Origin of the sequence: Rheinheimera lutimaris (assembly GCF_013283795.1) — a bacterium.
GTDB classification, from domain to species: domain Bacteria; phylum Pseudomonadota; class Gammaproteobacteria; order Enterobacterales; family Alteromonadaceae; genus Alishewanella; species Alishewanella lutimaris.
In genome coordinates, this window is the sequence record NZ_JABSOD010000021.1 from 44,682 (window position 1) to 60,218 (window position 15,537).

The window sequence follows — 15,537 nt, forward strand, 5'->3', positions numbered from 1 at the left end:
CTGCTGCGGGTGTTTGCTCAGGCTGCACTAAACAAGCTTTGGTGCAGCTGTTTTACCACGCCGGGTGCATCGGCGTCCTGTACTAAAAAGCACAGGTTATGTTTAGAGGCACCGTGGCAAATCAGCCGCATATTAATACGCTCCAGCGTATTAAATAAATCACCGGTAATGCCTTTGCTGCTGTGTAAATGATTGCCGATAACCGCTATCAGGCTTAAGCCCTGCTCTACCGCCACTTCACAAAAACTGCGCAGCTCTGCCAGGGCCGGCTCTACCGAGGCGCTGAAGGCGCTGGTCATGCCGCCTTCGTCCAACGTTAAGGCAACACTGATTTCTGAGGTAGTCACCAAATCTACTGAGATTTGATGCCGGCTTAAAATATCAAACACCCGGGTTAAAAAACCGGCGGCGTGCAACATGGCCGGGCTTTTTACTGTGATCAGCGTTTGTGATTTACGCAGCGCAATAGCCCGGTACGGCGGCCGTTCTTTGACCTCTTTGGCTATCCAGGTACCGCCGGCTTGTGGTTCACGGCTGGAGCCGACAAAAACGCCGATATTGCAGCGCATTGCCGGTATTAATGTGGCCGGATGCAGTACTTTGGCACCAAAGGTAGCCATTTCGGCCGCTTCATCGAAGCTGATTTCTTTAATGCAGCGCGCTTGTTCAGTTAAACGCGGATCGGTAGTAAAAATGCCGACGACATCGGTCCATATTTGTACTACAGACGCCTTTAATGCTTCACCCAGCAAGGCAGCGCTGTAATCCGAGCCCCCACGACCTAAGGTGGTAGTTTGCCCCACGTCATCGGCGCCGATGAAGCCCTGAGTTACCACTACATTGTCGGCCAGCAACGGCCGTAATTGTATGGCACACAGCTCACTGATCTGCGCTATTTGCGGCTCACCTTTACCAAAGCGACTGTCGGTGCGCATAACCCGGCGGGCGTCAAAACATAAACCGGCAGCACCGCGCTCACGCAGCACCTGAGCAAATAATACTGAACTTAAGCGCTCGCCAAAGGATTGAATTTCATCTTTATGCGCCGCGCTGTACACAGCACCGCTTTGCTCTATCAACGCTTTTAATGCTGCCAGTAACTGTGCGATATCCGCCGCTACAGCATCAGGCTGCTGCAAGCGGTTTAATACCGCCAACGTAATACCCTCAATGCCCTGATAGCAGGCATAGCGTTCAGTGACGTCAGTATGTTTGGTAATATCGACCAGCAGATTAGTTACGCCGGAACTGGCGCTAACCACCACTAAACGAATAGCGGGTTCTGCCAGGATAATGTCGGCACAGCGCGACATAGCATCGAAGTCTGCGACACTGGTGCCGCCGAATTTTGCAACAATAAGATTGGACAAGGGTGCCTCTCCTTATAAAACATAATAAGCAGAGCATGGCATTTGCTAACAGCAAAACGAGAATGAAACAGACTGCTTCTGTAATTTCTGTAAACTGTAGTTAACAAAGGCCAGAAGCTCTCCACCGAAATTCAGGTGACAGTCGTAAGGATTCAGCCTTAACGACCGGGACAGGCAGCTCTATAACTACCCCTCCCTCGGCGTTAGTCCCCCTTATTCAGGCTACGATGTATAGACATCTGTCCTGAACTACCTGGCTAACGCACCTCTTCTGGTCTATCAGATATGATTGACGGGCGACACCTTACCCTGTTTTCCGGCATCAGGCAATAGCCTTTTAGCCGTCTAAACAATTCTTTATTCAGATAACACCCGCTGTCGCGTCTGCCAGCGCTTATAATTGTGCGCTATGGTAGCGGTTTAAGCTGAACAAATCCTTAGCAACTATGAAATAAATCAGTAGTCGCGGTTAATTTTTTTAAGCTGTGCCACAAAAGCATCCATATCAGCCTCATTGGCAGCATCACTGTGCCATTTATTATGAAAACCCAGCGTTAACTGCACCTTGCCGTCGCTGAAATACACTTCATAGCCGTCAAAGCCGGAATTTACTGTTATGCCATCCAGGACAAAGCCAGCGCCCAACTCGTTGTTAACCGCGCTACCATGTTTTTCTACCTTGCCAAATACGCTGAGGAGAAATTTACCATCTAATTCATTCTGCATTCGTATGCTCCTGTCTCAATTGCCATAAGAGTATCACCGGTTTGCAGCGAATACATACAAAGGTTATAGTCCGGCGCAGTTATACCAGAACAATAAGGAAAATATATGCATAACAACCTGCTCACAACCTCTGTTGCCCTGAGTTTCTCCCTCGTCGCTTTGGCCGCCACCGCTGATATTGTGCAGCCGGCGCCACTGGTGTCTATTGCCAGCCACGATGCCTACTTTGATAATCTTCGCGCACATTGCGGTAAAGCCTATCAAGGCAAAGTAGTAATGGACAACCCGAAGAGCGATGGCTTTGACGGTAAGCTGATTATGCATGTGCGTAAATGTACCGACAGTCAATTGCAGATCCCGTTCCATGTCGGTGACAATCATTCCCGCACCTGGATTATCACTAAAACCGGCTCGGGCCTGAGCTTAAAGCATGATCATCGCAATAAAGACGGCAGCCATGATGTCTCCACCATGTACGGTGGCCATACGCTGGATGCCGGCTGGCCGACAGTACAAAGCTTTCCGGCCGATCAGTACTCGAAAGAACTGTTTGTGCGCCTGGGTATTCCGGCCTCTAATGGCAATACCTGGCAAATGTATATTTATCCGCAAACGTTCAGCTATCGGCTGGTGCGTGATGGCCGTGAATTTCGTGTTGACTTTGATTTAACCAAACCGGTGGCTTTACCACCAACGCCCTGGGGTTATAAAGACTAAGCGCACTACAACTGCGACCACTATTACTGGTCGCTGATTTTCACATGCGTTAAGATAAAGCGTTTTAACACTGAGCGCTGAGACTACAGCGACATATAACGATAAAAAACCACGGAGTGACTATGATTACCCTTTCCAGGTTTACGCTGCTTGCCGGCGTATTAGCTACAGGCGCCTTACTTGGTGCTTGCTCTGAGCAACCAGCAGACGTAAAAACTGCTGAAGTAAAAGCACCAGAGTTGGCAGACACCGCCATTAAGAACACTGAATTACAATTTGCCGACGTAAACCCGCGTCTGGGCGAATATATTAAAACGCTATCAGCCGATGAGTTTCAGGGCCGCGCCCCTGCCACCAAAGGCGAAGAGTTAACCGTGGCCTTTTTAGAAGATAACTTTCGCCGTATCGGCCTAAAACCAATCGATGGCGACAGCTATAAACAGCCGGTATCACTGGTACAAATTGACCCGAAACAAGTGTCTGCCATGAGCTTAAAAGGCGACAAACTGCCGGCGCAGTTCAACTACCGTGACGACATGACCGCCTGGACCACCCGGGTAACAGAACAGGTAGAGGTAACCGACAGCGAGATGGTATTTGTTGGCTACGGCATAGTTGCCCCGGAATACAACTGGAACGACTACGAAGGCTTAGATGTTAAAGGCAAAACCGTAGTAATGTTTGTTAACGACCCCGGCTTTGCAACGCAAGATCCTGAGTTGTTTAACGGCAATGCCATGACCTACTACGGCCGCTGGACTTATAAATATGAAGAAGCGGCCCGCCAGGGTGCTGCAATGGCGCTGATTATCCATGAAACCGATGCGGCCAGTTATGGCTGGGGCGTAGTAGCACATGGCTCGCCGATTAAATTTGATTTAATCAACGAAAACAAAAACATGGACCGTGCCCAAATTGAGGGTTGGGTAACCACTGAGTCGGCTGAAAAGCTGTTTGCCAATATCGGCACCGACTTAGCCACTATGCATAAAAAAGCGTTGGAAAAAGATTTTGCGCCCATCGCACTTAACGCCACCGCTTCGGTCAGCGTAAAGAACAACCTGCGCGAGCTCACTTCCAGCAACGTGGTCGGCTATATCGAAGGCAGCAAATACCCGGACGAATATGTGCTGTATATGGCGCACTGGGATCACCTGGGCATGGATTTTTCCAACCCGACCAATAAGGTATTTAACGGCGCCCAGGATAATGCGTCCGGCACCGGTGGTTTACTGGCACTGGCTGAATACTTTACCCAACAAGCGCAGCCTGAGCGCTCTGTAGTATTTGTCGCGGTAACCGCGGAAGAGCGCGGCTTATTAGGCTCAGCCTGGTATGCAGCCAACCCGGTATTCCCGCTGGAAAAAACCGTTGTTGGCATCAATATGGACGTAATGAACGTGTACGGCCCGATGAAAGACATGGTAATTGTCGGCCTGGGTAACAATAACGCTGAAGACATTTTAGTTAAATACACCGAACAGCAAGGCCGCTATGCGGTGCGCGAGCATAACCCGGAAGCCGGCATTGCTTATCGCTCAGATCACTTTAACCTGTCGAAAAAAGGCGTACCTATTTTGTATGCTAAAGGCGGTAACAACCATTTTGAAAATGGCGAAGCATGGGGCAAAGCGCAGCGTGCCGAGTACAATAAGTGTTGTTATCACAAAGTCGGTGACGAGTGGAATGATAATTGGGACTTACGCGGCGCACAACAAGACTTGTTCCTGTTCTATCAGGTCGGTAACGAGCTGGCGAACAGCCGCAACTGGCCAAACTGGAACGAGGGCAACGAGTTCCGCGCCCTGCGTGATGCTTCAGCCGCAGCGCGTAAAGAGTAGCTTGTGACAAGTGACAAGTGACAAGTGACAAGTGACAAGATTAGATAATATCGGGGCAGCATTGGCTGCCCTTTTTTATAGGTAAATAATGTGATGGCATAACAGCAGCTTAAACATCGTGGTATATTCATTGTCTATTCAGTAGCTTCGGTTTAGTGTCGGCTTAACAACCTGAAGGATCACCTATGCGCCGGTGGCAAAAAATGCTGCTTACAGCTTTCGCTCTGTTACTGCTGTTAACAGCGGCAGCGTATTGGTATCTGCAAAAAAACCTTGCCGCCCTGCCGCTGCACAACCTGCAATACCAGATCAGCAGCCTTAGCCTGCGCCAGTTACAGCTTAGCAGTGTAAGTTTCAGCCTGGATAAGCCGCAACTGCAGGTTCAACTCACTGATATCAGCATCAACTGGCAGCTGTTAAACAGCAAAATAACCCGCTTACAACTTGGCAGCGCCAATATCCGCCTGCTGCAATGGCCACAAACCACAGATAAGAATGCCGCGCCGGCAACTGCGCCGTCTTTACCCGCCGATTGGCAAGTGCCGGCCAATTTTCCCGATAACATAAACATTGACCGGCTTACGCTGCAACTGCCCTGCGCTGCCAGCGACTGTCATTATCTGCTATCGGCCAAGGTAAGCCACTCAGCACAGCAACTGCAGTACCGGCTTACGGCTGCAGATGCCGCCACTCCGACACTGCCACGGTTAACGCTTAGCGGCGATTATCACGCCGTGCAACAGCTGCCGGTGCTGAATATGCAGCTGGAGCTGGATAACAGCACACAGCTCAAGCTACACCAGCAACTAAGCAGTGAAAACGGTATCAGCGCCAACGGCGAGCTGAAATTAGATATCGCGCCACCCTCGCCCTGGTTAATACAGCAGCTAAAGCTGTGGCAGCCGGCAATTGCGCAAGATGCCTTAGCACAATTTACCGCCCCGGTATCCGTGCAAAGCAACTGGCAACTGCAACTCCCGCCTGGCATGGATCTCGCCGGTATCGCCTCACACGCCAGCGGCAATTGGCAACTCAGTGCCAACCTGCCGGCACCGTTAACCGTGCCGGGCATAGGACAAGTACAAGGCACAGTGCAGGCAGAGCTGGCTCTGGAGCGCGGCGAGCTGAACCGTTATCAGTTAAATGCACAGTTGGCGGTAAAGCAGCCACAGCTACCAGAGCAGCTGCAGCAGTTTGGCGCTGATGCAGAGCAGTTACAGATAGCTGTCAGTGCCGATGGCCAAAGCCAACCACAACTTAACGCCCTGCCGCTCAGTTTTAGTATTAGCAGCAGCGGTGACACAACACTGCAACTGGCCGCCGACGCCACGCTGAACCTGACACCGCCGCTAAGTGCCGCACTGCGTAACGGCCGGCTTAACTTAGTGCAGAAACAACTAACATTGCCAGGTGATGTTACTGCGAAGAACCTGACACTAAACAGCCACTTTAACGCCTCCTGGCTGGTGGACAGCTGGCAACTTGCACTGTTAAACACAGAGGCCAGCATTGCGCAGCTAAACACTGCCGATGTACAGGCGCGTGACATTCGCCTTGTTGCCGCGTCAGGTCAGTTTAGCGGCGACAGTAACTTTAACCAGACTACACTGCGCACTGATGTTGACGTAAATGTGGCGACCTTAACGCAGGCACAATTAAAACCGCTGAGCTGGCAGTGGCACGGTAAGCTTAGCGGCTCAACCGCAGCGCTAAATATCGACGGCAAGCTCAGTAACAGTGCCAGCCTTGGTCTTAGCCATCAGCTGCGCTATACGCCGGACAACACCGCTGTCAGCTGGCAGCTGGACGAGATATTCTTACTGGCCGGCAACCCGCTTTCTGCCACCCTTACCGCCTGGCCGGCATTGCTGGAATTTAACCGTGGCCGGCTTAGCGCCGGTGGCGAGATGACATTGCTGCCGGATACCAGTGTTGACGCCACCCTCGCATTATCCGGTATCAATGGTATTTATGATCGCAGCCTGTTTAAAGAGCTGGCCGGCACATTGCAGATGCAATACCGGCACAACAACGTATTGCTGGCCACAGACAACATTACAGTAGCGGAAATTCTGCACGGGGTTAGCGTCGGGCCATTGGCCCTCAGTGCGCAGTATGCCGCGCCTGTAGAAACACCAACGGCAGGTAAGCTGAATATTCAACAACTGCAGCTGCTGGCTATGGGGGGCAAGGTGTTGGTGCAGCCGGTGCAGCTGGATTTAGCGCAGGCACAGCAGCAACTGCAACTTGAACTACAACAAATAGACTTAAGCCAGCTACTGCAACAGCATCCAACCACAGATTTAACCGGCAACGGCCGTATTTCCGGCAGCATTCCACTGCAGCTTGGCAGCAATGGCGCCAGTGTAACCGATGGTAGCATTGCCGCCGAAAGCCCGGGTGGTAAGCTGCAATACCGCCCGTCTGCAGCACAAGGTATGGCAGCAAGCAACCAGGGTATGAAGGTGGTACTGAACGCGCTGGACGATTTCCATTACTCGGTGCTGTCGAGCAATGTCAGCTATGATACCAGCGGTAAGTTATTACTGGCGCTGAATCTGCAGGGCCAAAATCCGGCACTGGAACAAGGCCGGGCAATAAATTTAAATATTAACCTGGAAGAAGATATTCCGGCGCTTATCACCAGCTTGCAACTTAGCAGCCAAATCAGTGACAAAATAAAACAACGGGTACAACAACGCATCCAACAGCAACGCGTAAACAACGCCAATGGAGTAAAACCATGATACCAAAACTAAGCGCAGCGATAGTGCTGGCGCTGCTTCTGGCCGCTTGCACCCCTAAGGTGCAGGTCGCTTTACCAGCCGAGCCCATCAACATTAACCTGAACGTTAAAATTCAGCATGAAATTTATATCAAGGTCGACAAGCAGCTGGACGAACTGTTCAGCGACGACAGCGGTTTATTCTGAGGAGCACAACATGACACTGATTAAACATATTAAAATGCTACTGTTACCGGCCCTGTTCGCGTTGAGCCTGCCGGTGCTGGCAATGAATTTACAACAAGCCATGGCGGCCCTGGGTAACGCTAAAGCACAAGGCCTGGTCGGCGAGCAAGCCAACGGCTACCTGGGGGTAGTACAAAACAACAACGATGCCGCCGCTATTGTAAAGCTGATTAACGACGCCCGTCGCGCCGAGTATGCCAGGCTGGCCCAGCAAAACAATATTGCTGTGGCCGATGTTGAAGCCATGGCCGGTAAAAAAGCACTGGAGCGCACCAGCACAGGGCATTTTATTTTGCTGGATGGTAATTGGGTGCAAAAGCGCTGAACGGCGTAAATAAAAGTCTTCTGCGCCGCACAGTATCGGCTATGCTGATAAGGTCTTGCTCAGTGGTTAATTTATGTCTTTGAATAAAATCATTTTCAGCGCGGTGCTGTTGCTCAGTTGTGTGGTAAAAGCCGCACCTGAGCAGTTCGACCAACTGGTGCAGCAAATTGAGAGCGGCCAGCGTTATTTTTTTAGTCTGGCAGACTATCAAACAGCGCTGACTGATCTTGAAGCCGCCCTGCCGCCGAATGACATAACACGACAACACCGGCTGGACCGCTTGCGCTGCCAACTCGGCTATACCGACAAGCCGGCCGCCGGCATAGCTTACAGTGACAGCAAAATTCAACAGGCTGAACAGCGCAATGATCAAGCCGCATTGGCCGATTATTACGTGTGCCGCTATTACCTGTTTAGCCAGGCCGGCGACACAAACCTTGCAACACAAAGCGCCCAACAAGCGCATGACGCCGCCACCGCCAGTGAAAACCCGTTGAGTATTGCCATTAGCCTGACGCTGCTGGGAAACCTGGCGTCATACACAGGCAACTATGCCGATGCCATGGAGCATTATGTTACCGCGTATCAGCTGCAACGCGGCCTGGGCTATAAGCCCTACATCAGTGATCTGGTGTTATCGATAGCCGCAACCTATCGCCGTATGGGGCTGTATCAGGATGCGCTGAATTATATCGAACAAGCAGAGCAGAAATTCACCTCAGCGGATGAGCAATTCCGCCATGCACTGATTATGCACGAGAAAGCCTATTCATATGCCGAGCTGGGGCAATATGAACAAGCTTTGGCGCTGTTTGAGCAATCAATGTTGGTGTATCAGCAATTACAAGAGCCGCTGTGGCAAACATATACCAAGGTTAACCTGGTATGGATCCGCAACCTGCTGCAACAGTACCCGCAAGCCTTAGCGCTTGCAATCGAAGCCAAAGCGGAACTGGCGACACTGAATGCACCGGATTTATCTACCCTGGAAAGCTACAAAGGCTTACTGGCGATGTATCAGGGTGAAGCCCTGCACGCACTGAACCGCACGCAAGAAGCACTGCAAAGCTTTGACGAGTCGCAGCAATACCTGATTAAAGAAAATAACCCGCGTTATATGTTAATGCTGTATGCCGCCAGAGCCCCGGCTGAAGCAGCATTGGGTAATTACCGCCAGGCGTACGACTTGCTGACGCGCTATATCAAGCTAAATAAAACACAGCAAAAATTGGCGAAAGAGCATCAAAGCAACATTTTGCGTTTTCAGTTCGACTCTGCCCGCCAGCAGGAATGGCACAACCAGTTAACGGCCGAAAAACAAATGATGCAACAGCATGTCAGCACACTGCAATTGGCGCAGCGCTGGCAATATGCCGCCTTGTCATTAATTGCATTGCTGTTGCTGATTTTGTTCAGTTTTGCCATATCACTAAAGCGGCGAAACCACCGCTTGCATCGTCTGGCCATGACCGACGAGCTAACCAATATAGCCAACCGGCGCCGCATTATGATGCAGGCCGAACAAGAACGGGTAAAAGCCATCGACACCACTGAGCCACTTAGCTTTCTGATCCTGGATCTGGATCACTTTAAGCAGGTGAATGACCGCTTTGGCCATGATGTCGGTGATACTGTGCTGCAACAAATGTGTATGACGGTATCGGCTATGCTGCGCCAGCAAGATCACTTCGGCCGCACCGGTGGCGAAGAATTTTTAATTGTGCTGCCGGATACCGGGCTGGAGCCGGCGCTGGTCATTGCTGAACGCTTGCGTCTGGCCATTGCGGCGATAAGTTTTGCTGACGGGCCAGCGGCACTTAACATTACCTGCAGTATTGGCGTATCAGAATATCAACCGGACGAAGCCCTGAATGTCAGCCTGGCGCGCGCTGATGACGCCTTATATAAAGCCAAAGCCGATGGCCGTAACAAGGTGGTGGCTGCTGACTAACACGACTTTAGTCTAATGGCCGGGCCCGTCATTTTTTTGTACTATGCTTACCCTACCGTTACCCTAACTATAACAACACCTTACAGAGGCCTCTGATGAATGCCATTTTTCTGATGTTGATGGGGCTTGGTGCTATGGCACTGGGCTATTTTGTCTACTCTAAGTTTATCTGCGAAAAAATCTTTAAAGTTGACCCACACTTTCGCACCCCTGCACACGAAATGCAGGACGGTGTCGACTATGTCCCGACGAACAAGTACATCCTTTGGGGCCACCACTTCACCTCAGTGGCCGGCGCCGCGCCTATTATCGGCCCTGCTATTGCCGTGATCTGGGGCTGGGTACCGGCGTTTTTATGGGTGGTATTCGGCACTATTTTCTTCGCCGGTGTGCACGATGCCGGTGCTATCTGGGCCAGCAGCCGCAATAAAGCCAAATCTATCGGTGCCTTAACCGGTGATATCGTTGGTAACCGTGCCCGCAGTATCTTTATGATTGTTATTTTCCTGGTATTGCTGATGGTAAACGCGGTATTTGCTGTGGTAATCGCCGGCCAGTTAATTAACTTCCCCAGCGCCACTATTCCGGTGTGGGGCGCAATCGTTGTCGCACTGATTATCGGCCAGCTGATATACCGCAAAAATATGAGCCTGCTGCTGGTTACCATTGTTGGTGTAATAGCACTGTACGGTATGATTTACGTCGGCCCTATGATGCCGCTGGCGTTACCGGAAATGGTAGGCCCGCTTAGCGATAACCAAAGCTGGATCATTATGCTGTTTGTTTATGCTGCTATTGCATCCTTACTGCCGGTATGGATGTTGTTGCAACCGCGTGACTACATCAACGGTATTCAGCTGTTTATTGGTTTAATTCTGCTGTACGGCGCCGTATTAATTTCCGGCCCTGATGTGGTAGCGCCGGCGTTTAATAGCGATGTTCCTGAGGGCACACCGTCTCTTATCCCGCTGCTGTTTGTTACCATCGCCTGTGGTGCCATCTCCGGTTTCCATGGTCTGGTCTCCAGTGGTACCACCTCCAAGCAGCTTGATAAAGAGCCGGACGTACGTTTTGTCGGTTATTTTGGTGCCGTAGGCGAAGGCTCATTAGCGCTGGCCGCCATCATTGCCGCTACCGCCGGTTTTGCAACTCTTGCCGACTGGCAAGCTATCTACAGTGGTTTTGGCAAAGGCGGTGTGTCAGCCTTTATAACCGGTGGTGCTAACATCCTGCAACAAGGCATTGGCCTGGATACCGTGTTGTCACAAACCCTGCTAACGGTAATGGTAGTATTGTTTGCCGGCACCACCATGGATACCGGCCTGCGCCTGCAGCGCTATATTTTCCAGGAATGGGGCAGCATTTATAACATCGGTTGGATGCAGAAAGCCGCGCCGGCCACCTTACTGGCGGTAGGTTCGTGTTTATTACTGGCCTTTGGTGCCGGTGGCGATGGCTCCGGCGGTTTAATGATCTGGCCACTGTTTGGCACCACTAACCAGTTGCTGGCCGGTTTAACCCTGCTGGTCATCACGGTAATGTTAGTTAAGCTGCGCCGCCCTATGTGGTACACCCTGGCACCGTTAATCTTTTTACTGATCATGACCACCCTGGGTCTGTTAATTCAGTTAAAAAGCTTCTACGACAAGGGCGACTGGTTCCTGTTCACCATGGATTTAATCGTGCTGGTAGCCGCGATTCTGGTATCACTGGAGTGTAGCTCGGCCTTAACCAAGCAAATTAAAGCCAACAAAGCTAACCCCGCTGCCAAAGAAGCATGAGTTTAGACAAGTTTAAGGCCTGGTTCCGCCAGGCCAGCTTTTACGCTGAAGAAGCCTATAACGCGCCCTACCGCAGTGCGATAGCGCGCGCCAAACGTGAGCAGGATGATTTATTTATGCTGCTCATCTTCTCTGAAATGATGGGCGTACCCAACCCCGCCAGTTACTACACCCTCGAGCTGCAACCGTTATTAATGGAACGCTTTCATGACTGGCATATTCGTATGGGCATGGAGCACTCGCCACTGGACAACATCAAATGCTGTTAACTGATAAACGCGTACTGCTTATCGGCGGTAAAGGCGGCGTGGGTAAAACCACCACTTCCTCTGCGCTGGCGTTGTTGGCAGCCAGCCGCGGTAAAAAAGTGCTACTGGTCTCTACCGACCCGGCGCACAGCTTAGCCGATGCGTTCGACCGTGAAATTGGCGATAATATTACCCGCTTAGCACCGAATGTAGATGGACTGGAGCTGGACCCCGACCGCGAAGTAGAACAACACCTGGCTAAAGTCACCGCGCAGTTAAAGCGCTTTACCAGGCCGGAGATGTTCAGCGAAATAGAGCGGCAAATGCGGCTAACCCGCCAATCCCCGGGCGCCCAGGAAGCGGCCATGCTGGAGCGCATCGCCAATGTTATTGAACTGGGTTTAAAAGATTATGATGTAGTGGTGTTTGATACCGCCCCTACCGGCCATACTCTGCGCCTGCTAAGCCTGCCGGAAGCCATGGCGGCCTGGACTCAGGGCCTGCTCAATGCCAATAAACGTTCAGAAAAACTCGGTGATGTGCTGGGGCATTTAACCCCCAACGCCGGGCGCGATATTGACAGTCCGCTGGCCGACCCTAACCAGCACGCCACCGCCGGTATGGATGCACGCAACAAAGCCATTACCGAAACCCTGCTGACACGCCAGCGTTTATTACAGCGCACCCGCGAGGTGTTAACCGATAACAGCCGCACCGCGCTGCTGTTTGTGTTAACGCCGGAAAAACTGCCAATACTGGAAACCGGCCGCGCCGTACAAAGCCTGCAACAGGAAAAACTGCCACTGGCAGGTTTAGTGGTTAACCGCATTTTACCCGACAGTGCTGATGGTGATTTTCTTGCCGCACGCCGCAGCCAGGAAAAGGTGCATCTGGCCCAGATAGAGCAGGATTTTGCCAAACTGCCGCGCTACAAAGTGCCGCTGCAAGCCACCGATATACAAGGCTTAACCGCCCTGCAGCATATGGCGGGTTTACTTGAGCAAGCCGGTTTATAACCGGCGCTGTTGCCGGGCAATACCCCTGTCAAAGAAAGATAAAAGCAACTAACAGGTAGTGAAGCCGTCATGTTGTAACGACACCACTGCCGCTTTTAATGCTGACCTGACAACACACGCCACAACAGTGGCTACAACAGCTTTAGAGCACCTTGCCCACAGATTCGCCTATAGTCACGCCGAAGCTCATCACCAGAACTGCAGCAACAAACGCCGCTAACACTATCAGCCCGGCCTTCTGAGCTTTTGGCACTGAGCTCCACCAAATTTTTAATTCATTAATCAAGTTATCTCCTATACACCTAAACGTGAAATTACTAAGTTATACCAACTAAGATGGGTTGCCGCAGCGCACTATAGGTAGTCCCGTGGAGGCTACGCTTTTTGTGGTCGGAACGAAATTAAGACAATTTGTTATGTGTCTGTTGATTCATTAAACAATATCCTGTTTGAAAACGGATCTGTTACAGTAAAACATCTTGCACCCCAAGCAGCTTCTTCAATGCTTGGTTTGTTGTATTTATAAGGCTTTGCAGTAACTTGTGCAAAAAGTTGATCGATATGGCTGACATTAACGAAAACCTTGCTGCCTGGCGCACAATCACCAGAATGCTCACTTAGGTGTAAGACAAAATCGCCAAGCGATACTTGTATGTAAATTGGGTAGCCATCCTCAAAGCGATGCTCCCAATCTAATTCCATACCGAGAAAGCCAAGGTAAAACTCTTTGGCTTTATCTTCGTCAAAAATCCGCATAATCGGGATTGTCTGAAACTCCATGCCATCTACTCCATTACACATAACGCTCAAAGCAGCTGCGCGGTACGCGTCGGCTGGCTTTGCTTGTTATATTTTTTTGAAATTACAGCTGCAAGTGAATAAAACACACCTGAAAACGCCAGCCAAAATAGCACTTGCATGGTTAGTGAATCTAAAAGCTCAATCGAAAGCACAAACCAATGTACTGCTCCGAGTAGCAGTGTTACCAACACTGCAAACACGTTGAGCATGTTTACTTTGGATACCAACTGAACCGTGATTAATGCAACTAGAGATATAAAACAGTACGCTGAGCCAATTAACAAGCTAAGTTGGAAGGTGCCCCAACAGCCAAACTTTGGATCGCAGCTACCAATAAGCAATATTTTGTATGCCTGATAAGCGGTTATCGGCAACATAAATAAAAGCAGTGACGTTATTACAGTTCTAATTATTGTGCTCATGACTACTCAAAAAATATAACGCATTACTAATTGGCTGCCGCAGCGCAGCGTAGGCAGTCCAGTGGAGGCCACGTTGTTTGTGGCCGGAACGAAATTAAGCAATAACATGGACTCCCCCTCACTATCCGGCATCGACGTGCCACACTGAGAGTGTCTAATCAAACAGTCACAAGTAAGGGGAAGTCGCATGGAACAGTTTATACGTTGCGGGATTGATATTGCAAAGCTCGTGTTTCAAATTCATGGCGTTAATGCTAAATCCGGTGAAACCGTTATGGTCAAAAAGTTAGCCAGAGGCGAAATGCTGCGCTATTTCGCTAATAAACCACGGATGCTGATTGGCATTGAAGCCTGTGGCGGTGCGCATTATTGGGCGCGTGAACTGACTAAGCTTGGCCATACTGTAAAGCTGATGACACCGCAGTATGTTGCGCCTTACCGCCGTGGCGGTAAAAACGATGCCAATGATGCCGAAGCCATTTGTGAAGCGCTGGCACGGCCGAATATGCGTTTTGTTGCTGTTAAGTCAGAATCACAACAAGCAGTACTGGTGATGCACCGCATGCGAGACCAATGGGTGCGTGAACGCACGTCCTTGATGAACCAAATCCGCAGCTACCTGCACGAATTTGGCATTGTGATTAATCAGGGCCGTGCGGCGCTGGCCAAAACATTACCATGGGTTGCTGAAGATGAAACACTGCCGGTGCTGTTTCGTCAAAGCATGGCAGATTTAGCCGATAGGCTAACCGATTTAGAGCAGCGCATTGAGGCGTTGAACAAACGGATTGAAAGCTGGGGTAAGCAAGACAGTGCGGCGCAGGCGTTGCTCACCCTTTGCGGTGTCGGAAGTATTACTGCTAGCGCCGCTGTAGCTACCGCCGGAGATGTGTCAGTATTTAAAAACGGCAGACAATTCGCCGCCTGGCTCGGTTTAGTGCCCAAGCAGAATTCATCCGGTGGTAAAAACCAGCTTGGTGCTATAACCAAGCGCGGAGACCGTTACTTGCGAACGTTGCTGGTGCAAGGTGCCCGCACGGTAATGTTAGCGGCCAGCAGAGCCCAAAAGTCCACCCAAACCAACCCGATGTTTGAGTGGATTTATAAGCTGCAAGAGCGACGACCCAATAATGTTGTTGCCGTGGCTATCGCAGCCAAACAGGCCAGAATGCTGTGGGCGATTATGGCAAAGCAACAGCGGCAAGATGCTTTAGGTTTGGCAATATGATGTAGCAGTACAGCGCAGTAAAACCGTAAGTTAACGACAACTCTCAACCAACGAATTGCACTACAAAGCGGATAAAACAAAGCGGCAACGACCGTGCGCAGGAAGGGTAATACACCCATTTTTAATTGACGCTAAAAGTA

15 protein-coding genes and 1 riboswitch are annotated in these 15,537 nt (G+C 50.7%); of the genes, 10 read left to right on the top strand and 5 right to left on the bottom strand.

What is annotated here, in order from left to right; translation table 11 throughout:
* Positions 1-17: 17 nt before the first annotated feature.
* A complete protein-coding gene (lysC, locus tag HRH59_RS16185) occupies positions 18-1,370 on the bottom strand; it encodes a lysine-sensitive aspartokinase 3 (protein ID WP_173502314.1) in 1,353 nt (450 codons plus the stop codon).
* Positions 1,371-1,476: 106 nt separating this feature from the next.
* A riboswitch (Lysine riboswitch) is annotated at positions 1,477-1,649 on the bottom strand.
* Positions 1,650-1,826: 177 nt separating this feature from the next.
* Entirely contained in the window at positions 1,827-2,096 is a 270-nt protein-coding gene (locus tag HRH59_RS16190; protein WP_173502315.1) for a DUF3081 family protein, read from the bottom strand.
* Positions 2,097-2,201: 105 nt separating this feature from the next.
* Here HRH59_RS16190 and HRH59_RS16195 point away from each other — a divergent pair, with 105 nt between their 5' ends.
* From HRH59_RS16195 to HRH59_RS16235, 9 genes are all read left to right on the top strand, one after another.
* Positions 2,202-2,813, top strand: a complete 612-nt coding sequence (locus tag HRH59_RS16195) for a hypothetical protein (protein WP_173502316.1) — start codon at positions 2,202-2,204, stop codon at positions 2,811-2,813.
* 122 nt (positions 2,814-2,935) lie between these two features.
* Positions 2,936-4,654, top strand: a complete 1,719-nt coding sequence (locus HRH59_RS16200; protein ID WP_173502317.1) for a M28 family metallopeptidase — start codon at positions 2,936-2,938, stop codon at positions 4,652-4,654.
* A gap of 185 nt (positions 4,655-4,839) precedes the next feature.
* Positions 4,840-7,401, top strand: a complete 2,562-nt coding sequence (locus tag HRH59_RS16205; protein ID WP_173502318.1) for an intermembrane phospholipid transport protein YdbH family protein — start codon at positions 4,840-4,842, stop codon at positions 7,399-7,401.
* Positions 7,398-7,586: a YnbE family lipoprotein gene (locus HRH59_RS16210; protein WP_173502319.1), complete on the top strand. Its 189-nt coding sequence runs from the start codon at positions 7,398-7,400 to the stop codon at positions 7,584-7,586. The genes HRH59_RS16205 and HRH59_RS16210 overlap by 4 nt, the downstream gene beginning before the upstream one ends.
* A gap of 10 nt (positions 7,587-7,596) precedes the next feature.
* On the top strand, positions 7,597-7,950 hold the full coding sequence (locus HRH59_RS16215) for a YdbL family protein (RefSeq protein ID WP_173502320.1): 354 nt from the start codon (positions 7,597-7,599) through the stop codon (positions 7,948-7,950).
* 73 nt (positions 7,951-8,023) lie between these two features.
* Entirely contained in the window at positions 8,024-9,901 is a 1,878-nt protein-coding gene (locus HRH59_RS16220) for a tetratricopeptide repeat-containing diguanylate cyclase (RefSeq protein ID WP_173502321.1), read from the top strand.
* Positions 9,902-9,996: 95 nt separating this feature from the next.
* Positions 9,997-11,682 carry a carbon starvation CstA family protein gene (locus HRH59_RS16225; protein ID WP_173502322.1) on the top strand — a complete coding sequence of 562 codons (1,686 nt, stop codon included), beginning with the start codon at positions 9,997-9,999 and terminating at the stop codon, positions 11,680-11,682.
* A complete protein-coding gene (locus tag HRH59_RS16230; protein ID WP_173502323.1) occupies positions 11,679-11,951 on the top strand; it encodes a cory-CC-star protein in 273 nt (90 codons plus the stop codon). Before HRH59_RS16225 ends, HRH59_RS16230 begins: the two co-directional genes overlap by 4 nt.
* A complete protein-coding gene (locus tag HRH59_RS16235; RefSeq protein WP_173502324.1) occupies positions 11,942-12,946 on the top strand; it encodes an ArsA family ATPase in 1,005 nt (334 codons plus the stop codon). The genes HRH59_RS16230 and HRH59_RS16235 overlap by 10 nt, the downstream gene beginning before the upstream one ends.
* Positions 12,947-13,088: 142 nt before the next feature.
* Here HRH59_RS16235 and HRH59_RS16240 read toward each other — a convergent pair whose 3' ends face one another.
* From HRH59_RS16240 to HRH59_RS16250, 3 genes are all read right to left on the bottom strand, one after another.
* Positions 13,089-13,232: a hypothetical protein gene (locus HRH59_RS16240; protein WP_173502325.1), complete on the bottom strand. Its 144-nt coding sequence runs from the start codon at positions 13,230-13,232 to the stop codon at positions 13,089-13,091.
* Positions 13,233-13,360: 128 nt separating this feature from the next.
* A complete protein-coding gene (locus tag HRH59_RS16245; protein WP_173502326.1) occupies positions 13,361-13,726 on the bottom strand; it encodes a glyoxalase superfamily protein in 366 nt (121 codons plus the stop codon).
* Between the two features lie 26 nt (positions 13,727-13,752).
* The gene (locus HRH59_RS16250; RefSeq protein WP_173502327.1) at positions 13,753-14,169 is read right to left on the bottom strand and encodes a hypothetical protein; all 417 of its coding nucleotides are present in this window, start codon (positions 14,167-14,169) and stop codon (positions 13,753-13,755) included.
* Positions 14,170-14,356: 187 nt separating this feature from the next.
* Between HRH59_RS16250 and HRH59_RS16255 the strand changes: the two genes are divergently transcribed.
* Complete coding sequence (locus tag HRH59_RS16255; RefSeq protein ID WP_173502328.1) at positions 14,357-15,397, top strand: IS110 family RNA-guided transposase; 1,041 nt, start codon at positions 14,357-14,359, stop codon at positions 15,395-15,397.
* Positions 15,398-15,537 lie beyond the last annotated feature (140 nt).

Excerpts from the sequence above, each read along its gene's own strand:
- HRH59_RS16190 (WP_173502315.1), bottom strand. The coding sequence starts at position 2,096 with ATGCAGAATGAATTAGATGGTAAATTTCTCCTCAGCGTATTTGGCAAG.
- HRH59_RS16195 (WP_173502316.1), top strand. The coding sequence starts at position 2,202 with ATGCATAACAACCTGCTCACAACCTCTGTTGCCCTGAGTTTCTCCCTC.
- HRH59_RS16200 (WP_173502317.1), top strand. The coding sequence starts at position 2,936 with ATGATTACCCTTTCCAGGTTTACGCTGCTTGCCGGCGTATTAGCTACA.
- HRH59_RS16205 (WP_173502318.1), top strand. The coding sequence starts at position 4,840 with ATGCGCCGGTGGCAAAAAATGCTGCTTACAGCTTTCGCTCTGTTACTG.
- HRH59_RS16210 (WP_173502319.1), top strand. The coding sequence starts at position 7,398 with ATGATACCAAAACTAAGCGCAGCGATAGTGCTGGCGCTGCTTCTGGCC.
- HRH59_RS16215 (WP_173502320.1), top strand. The coding sequence starts at position 7,597 with ATGACACTGATTAAACATATTAAAATGCTACTGTTACCGGCCCTGTTC.
- HRH59_RS16220 (WP_173502321.1), top strand. The coding sequence starts at position 8,024 with ATGTCTTTGAATAAAATCATTTTCAGCGCGGTGCTGTTGCTCAGTTGT.
- HRH59_RS16225 (WP_173502322.1), top strand. The coding sequence starts at position 9,997 with ATGAATGCCATTTTTCTGATGTTGATGGGGCTTGGTGCTATGGCACTG.
- HRH59_RS16230 (WP_173502323.1), top strand. The coding sequence starts at position 11,679 with ATGAGTTTAGACAAGTTTAAGGCCTGGTTCCGCCAGGCCAGCTTTTAC.
- HRH59_RS16235 (WP_173502324.1), top strand. The coding sequence starts at position 11,942 with ATGCTGTTAACTGATAAACGCGTACTGCTTATCGGCGGTAAAGGCGGC.
- HRH59_RS16245 (WP_173502326.1), bottom strand. The coding sequence starts at position 13,726 with ATGGAGTTTCAGACAATCCCGATTATGCGGATTTTTGACGAAGATAAA.
- HRH59_RS16250 (WP_173502327.1), bottom strand. The coding sequence starts at position 14,169 with ATGAGCACAATAATTAGAACTGTAATAACGTCACTGCTTTTATTTATG.
- HRH59_RS16255 (WP_173502328.1), top strand. The coding sequence starts at position 14,357 with ATGGAACAGTTTATACGTTGCGGGATTGATATTGCAAAGCTCGTGTTT.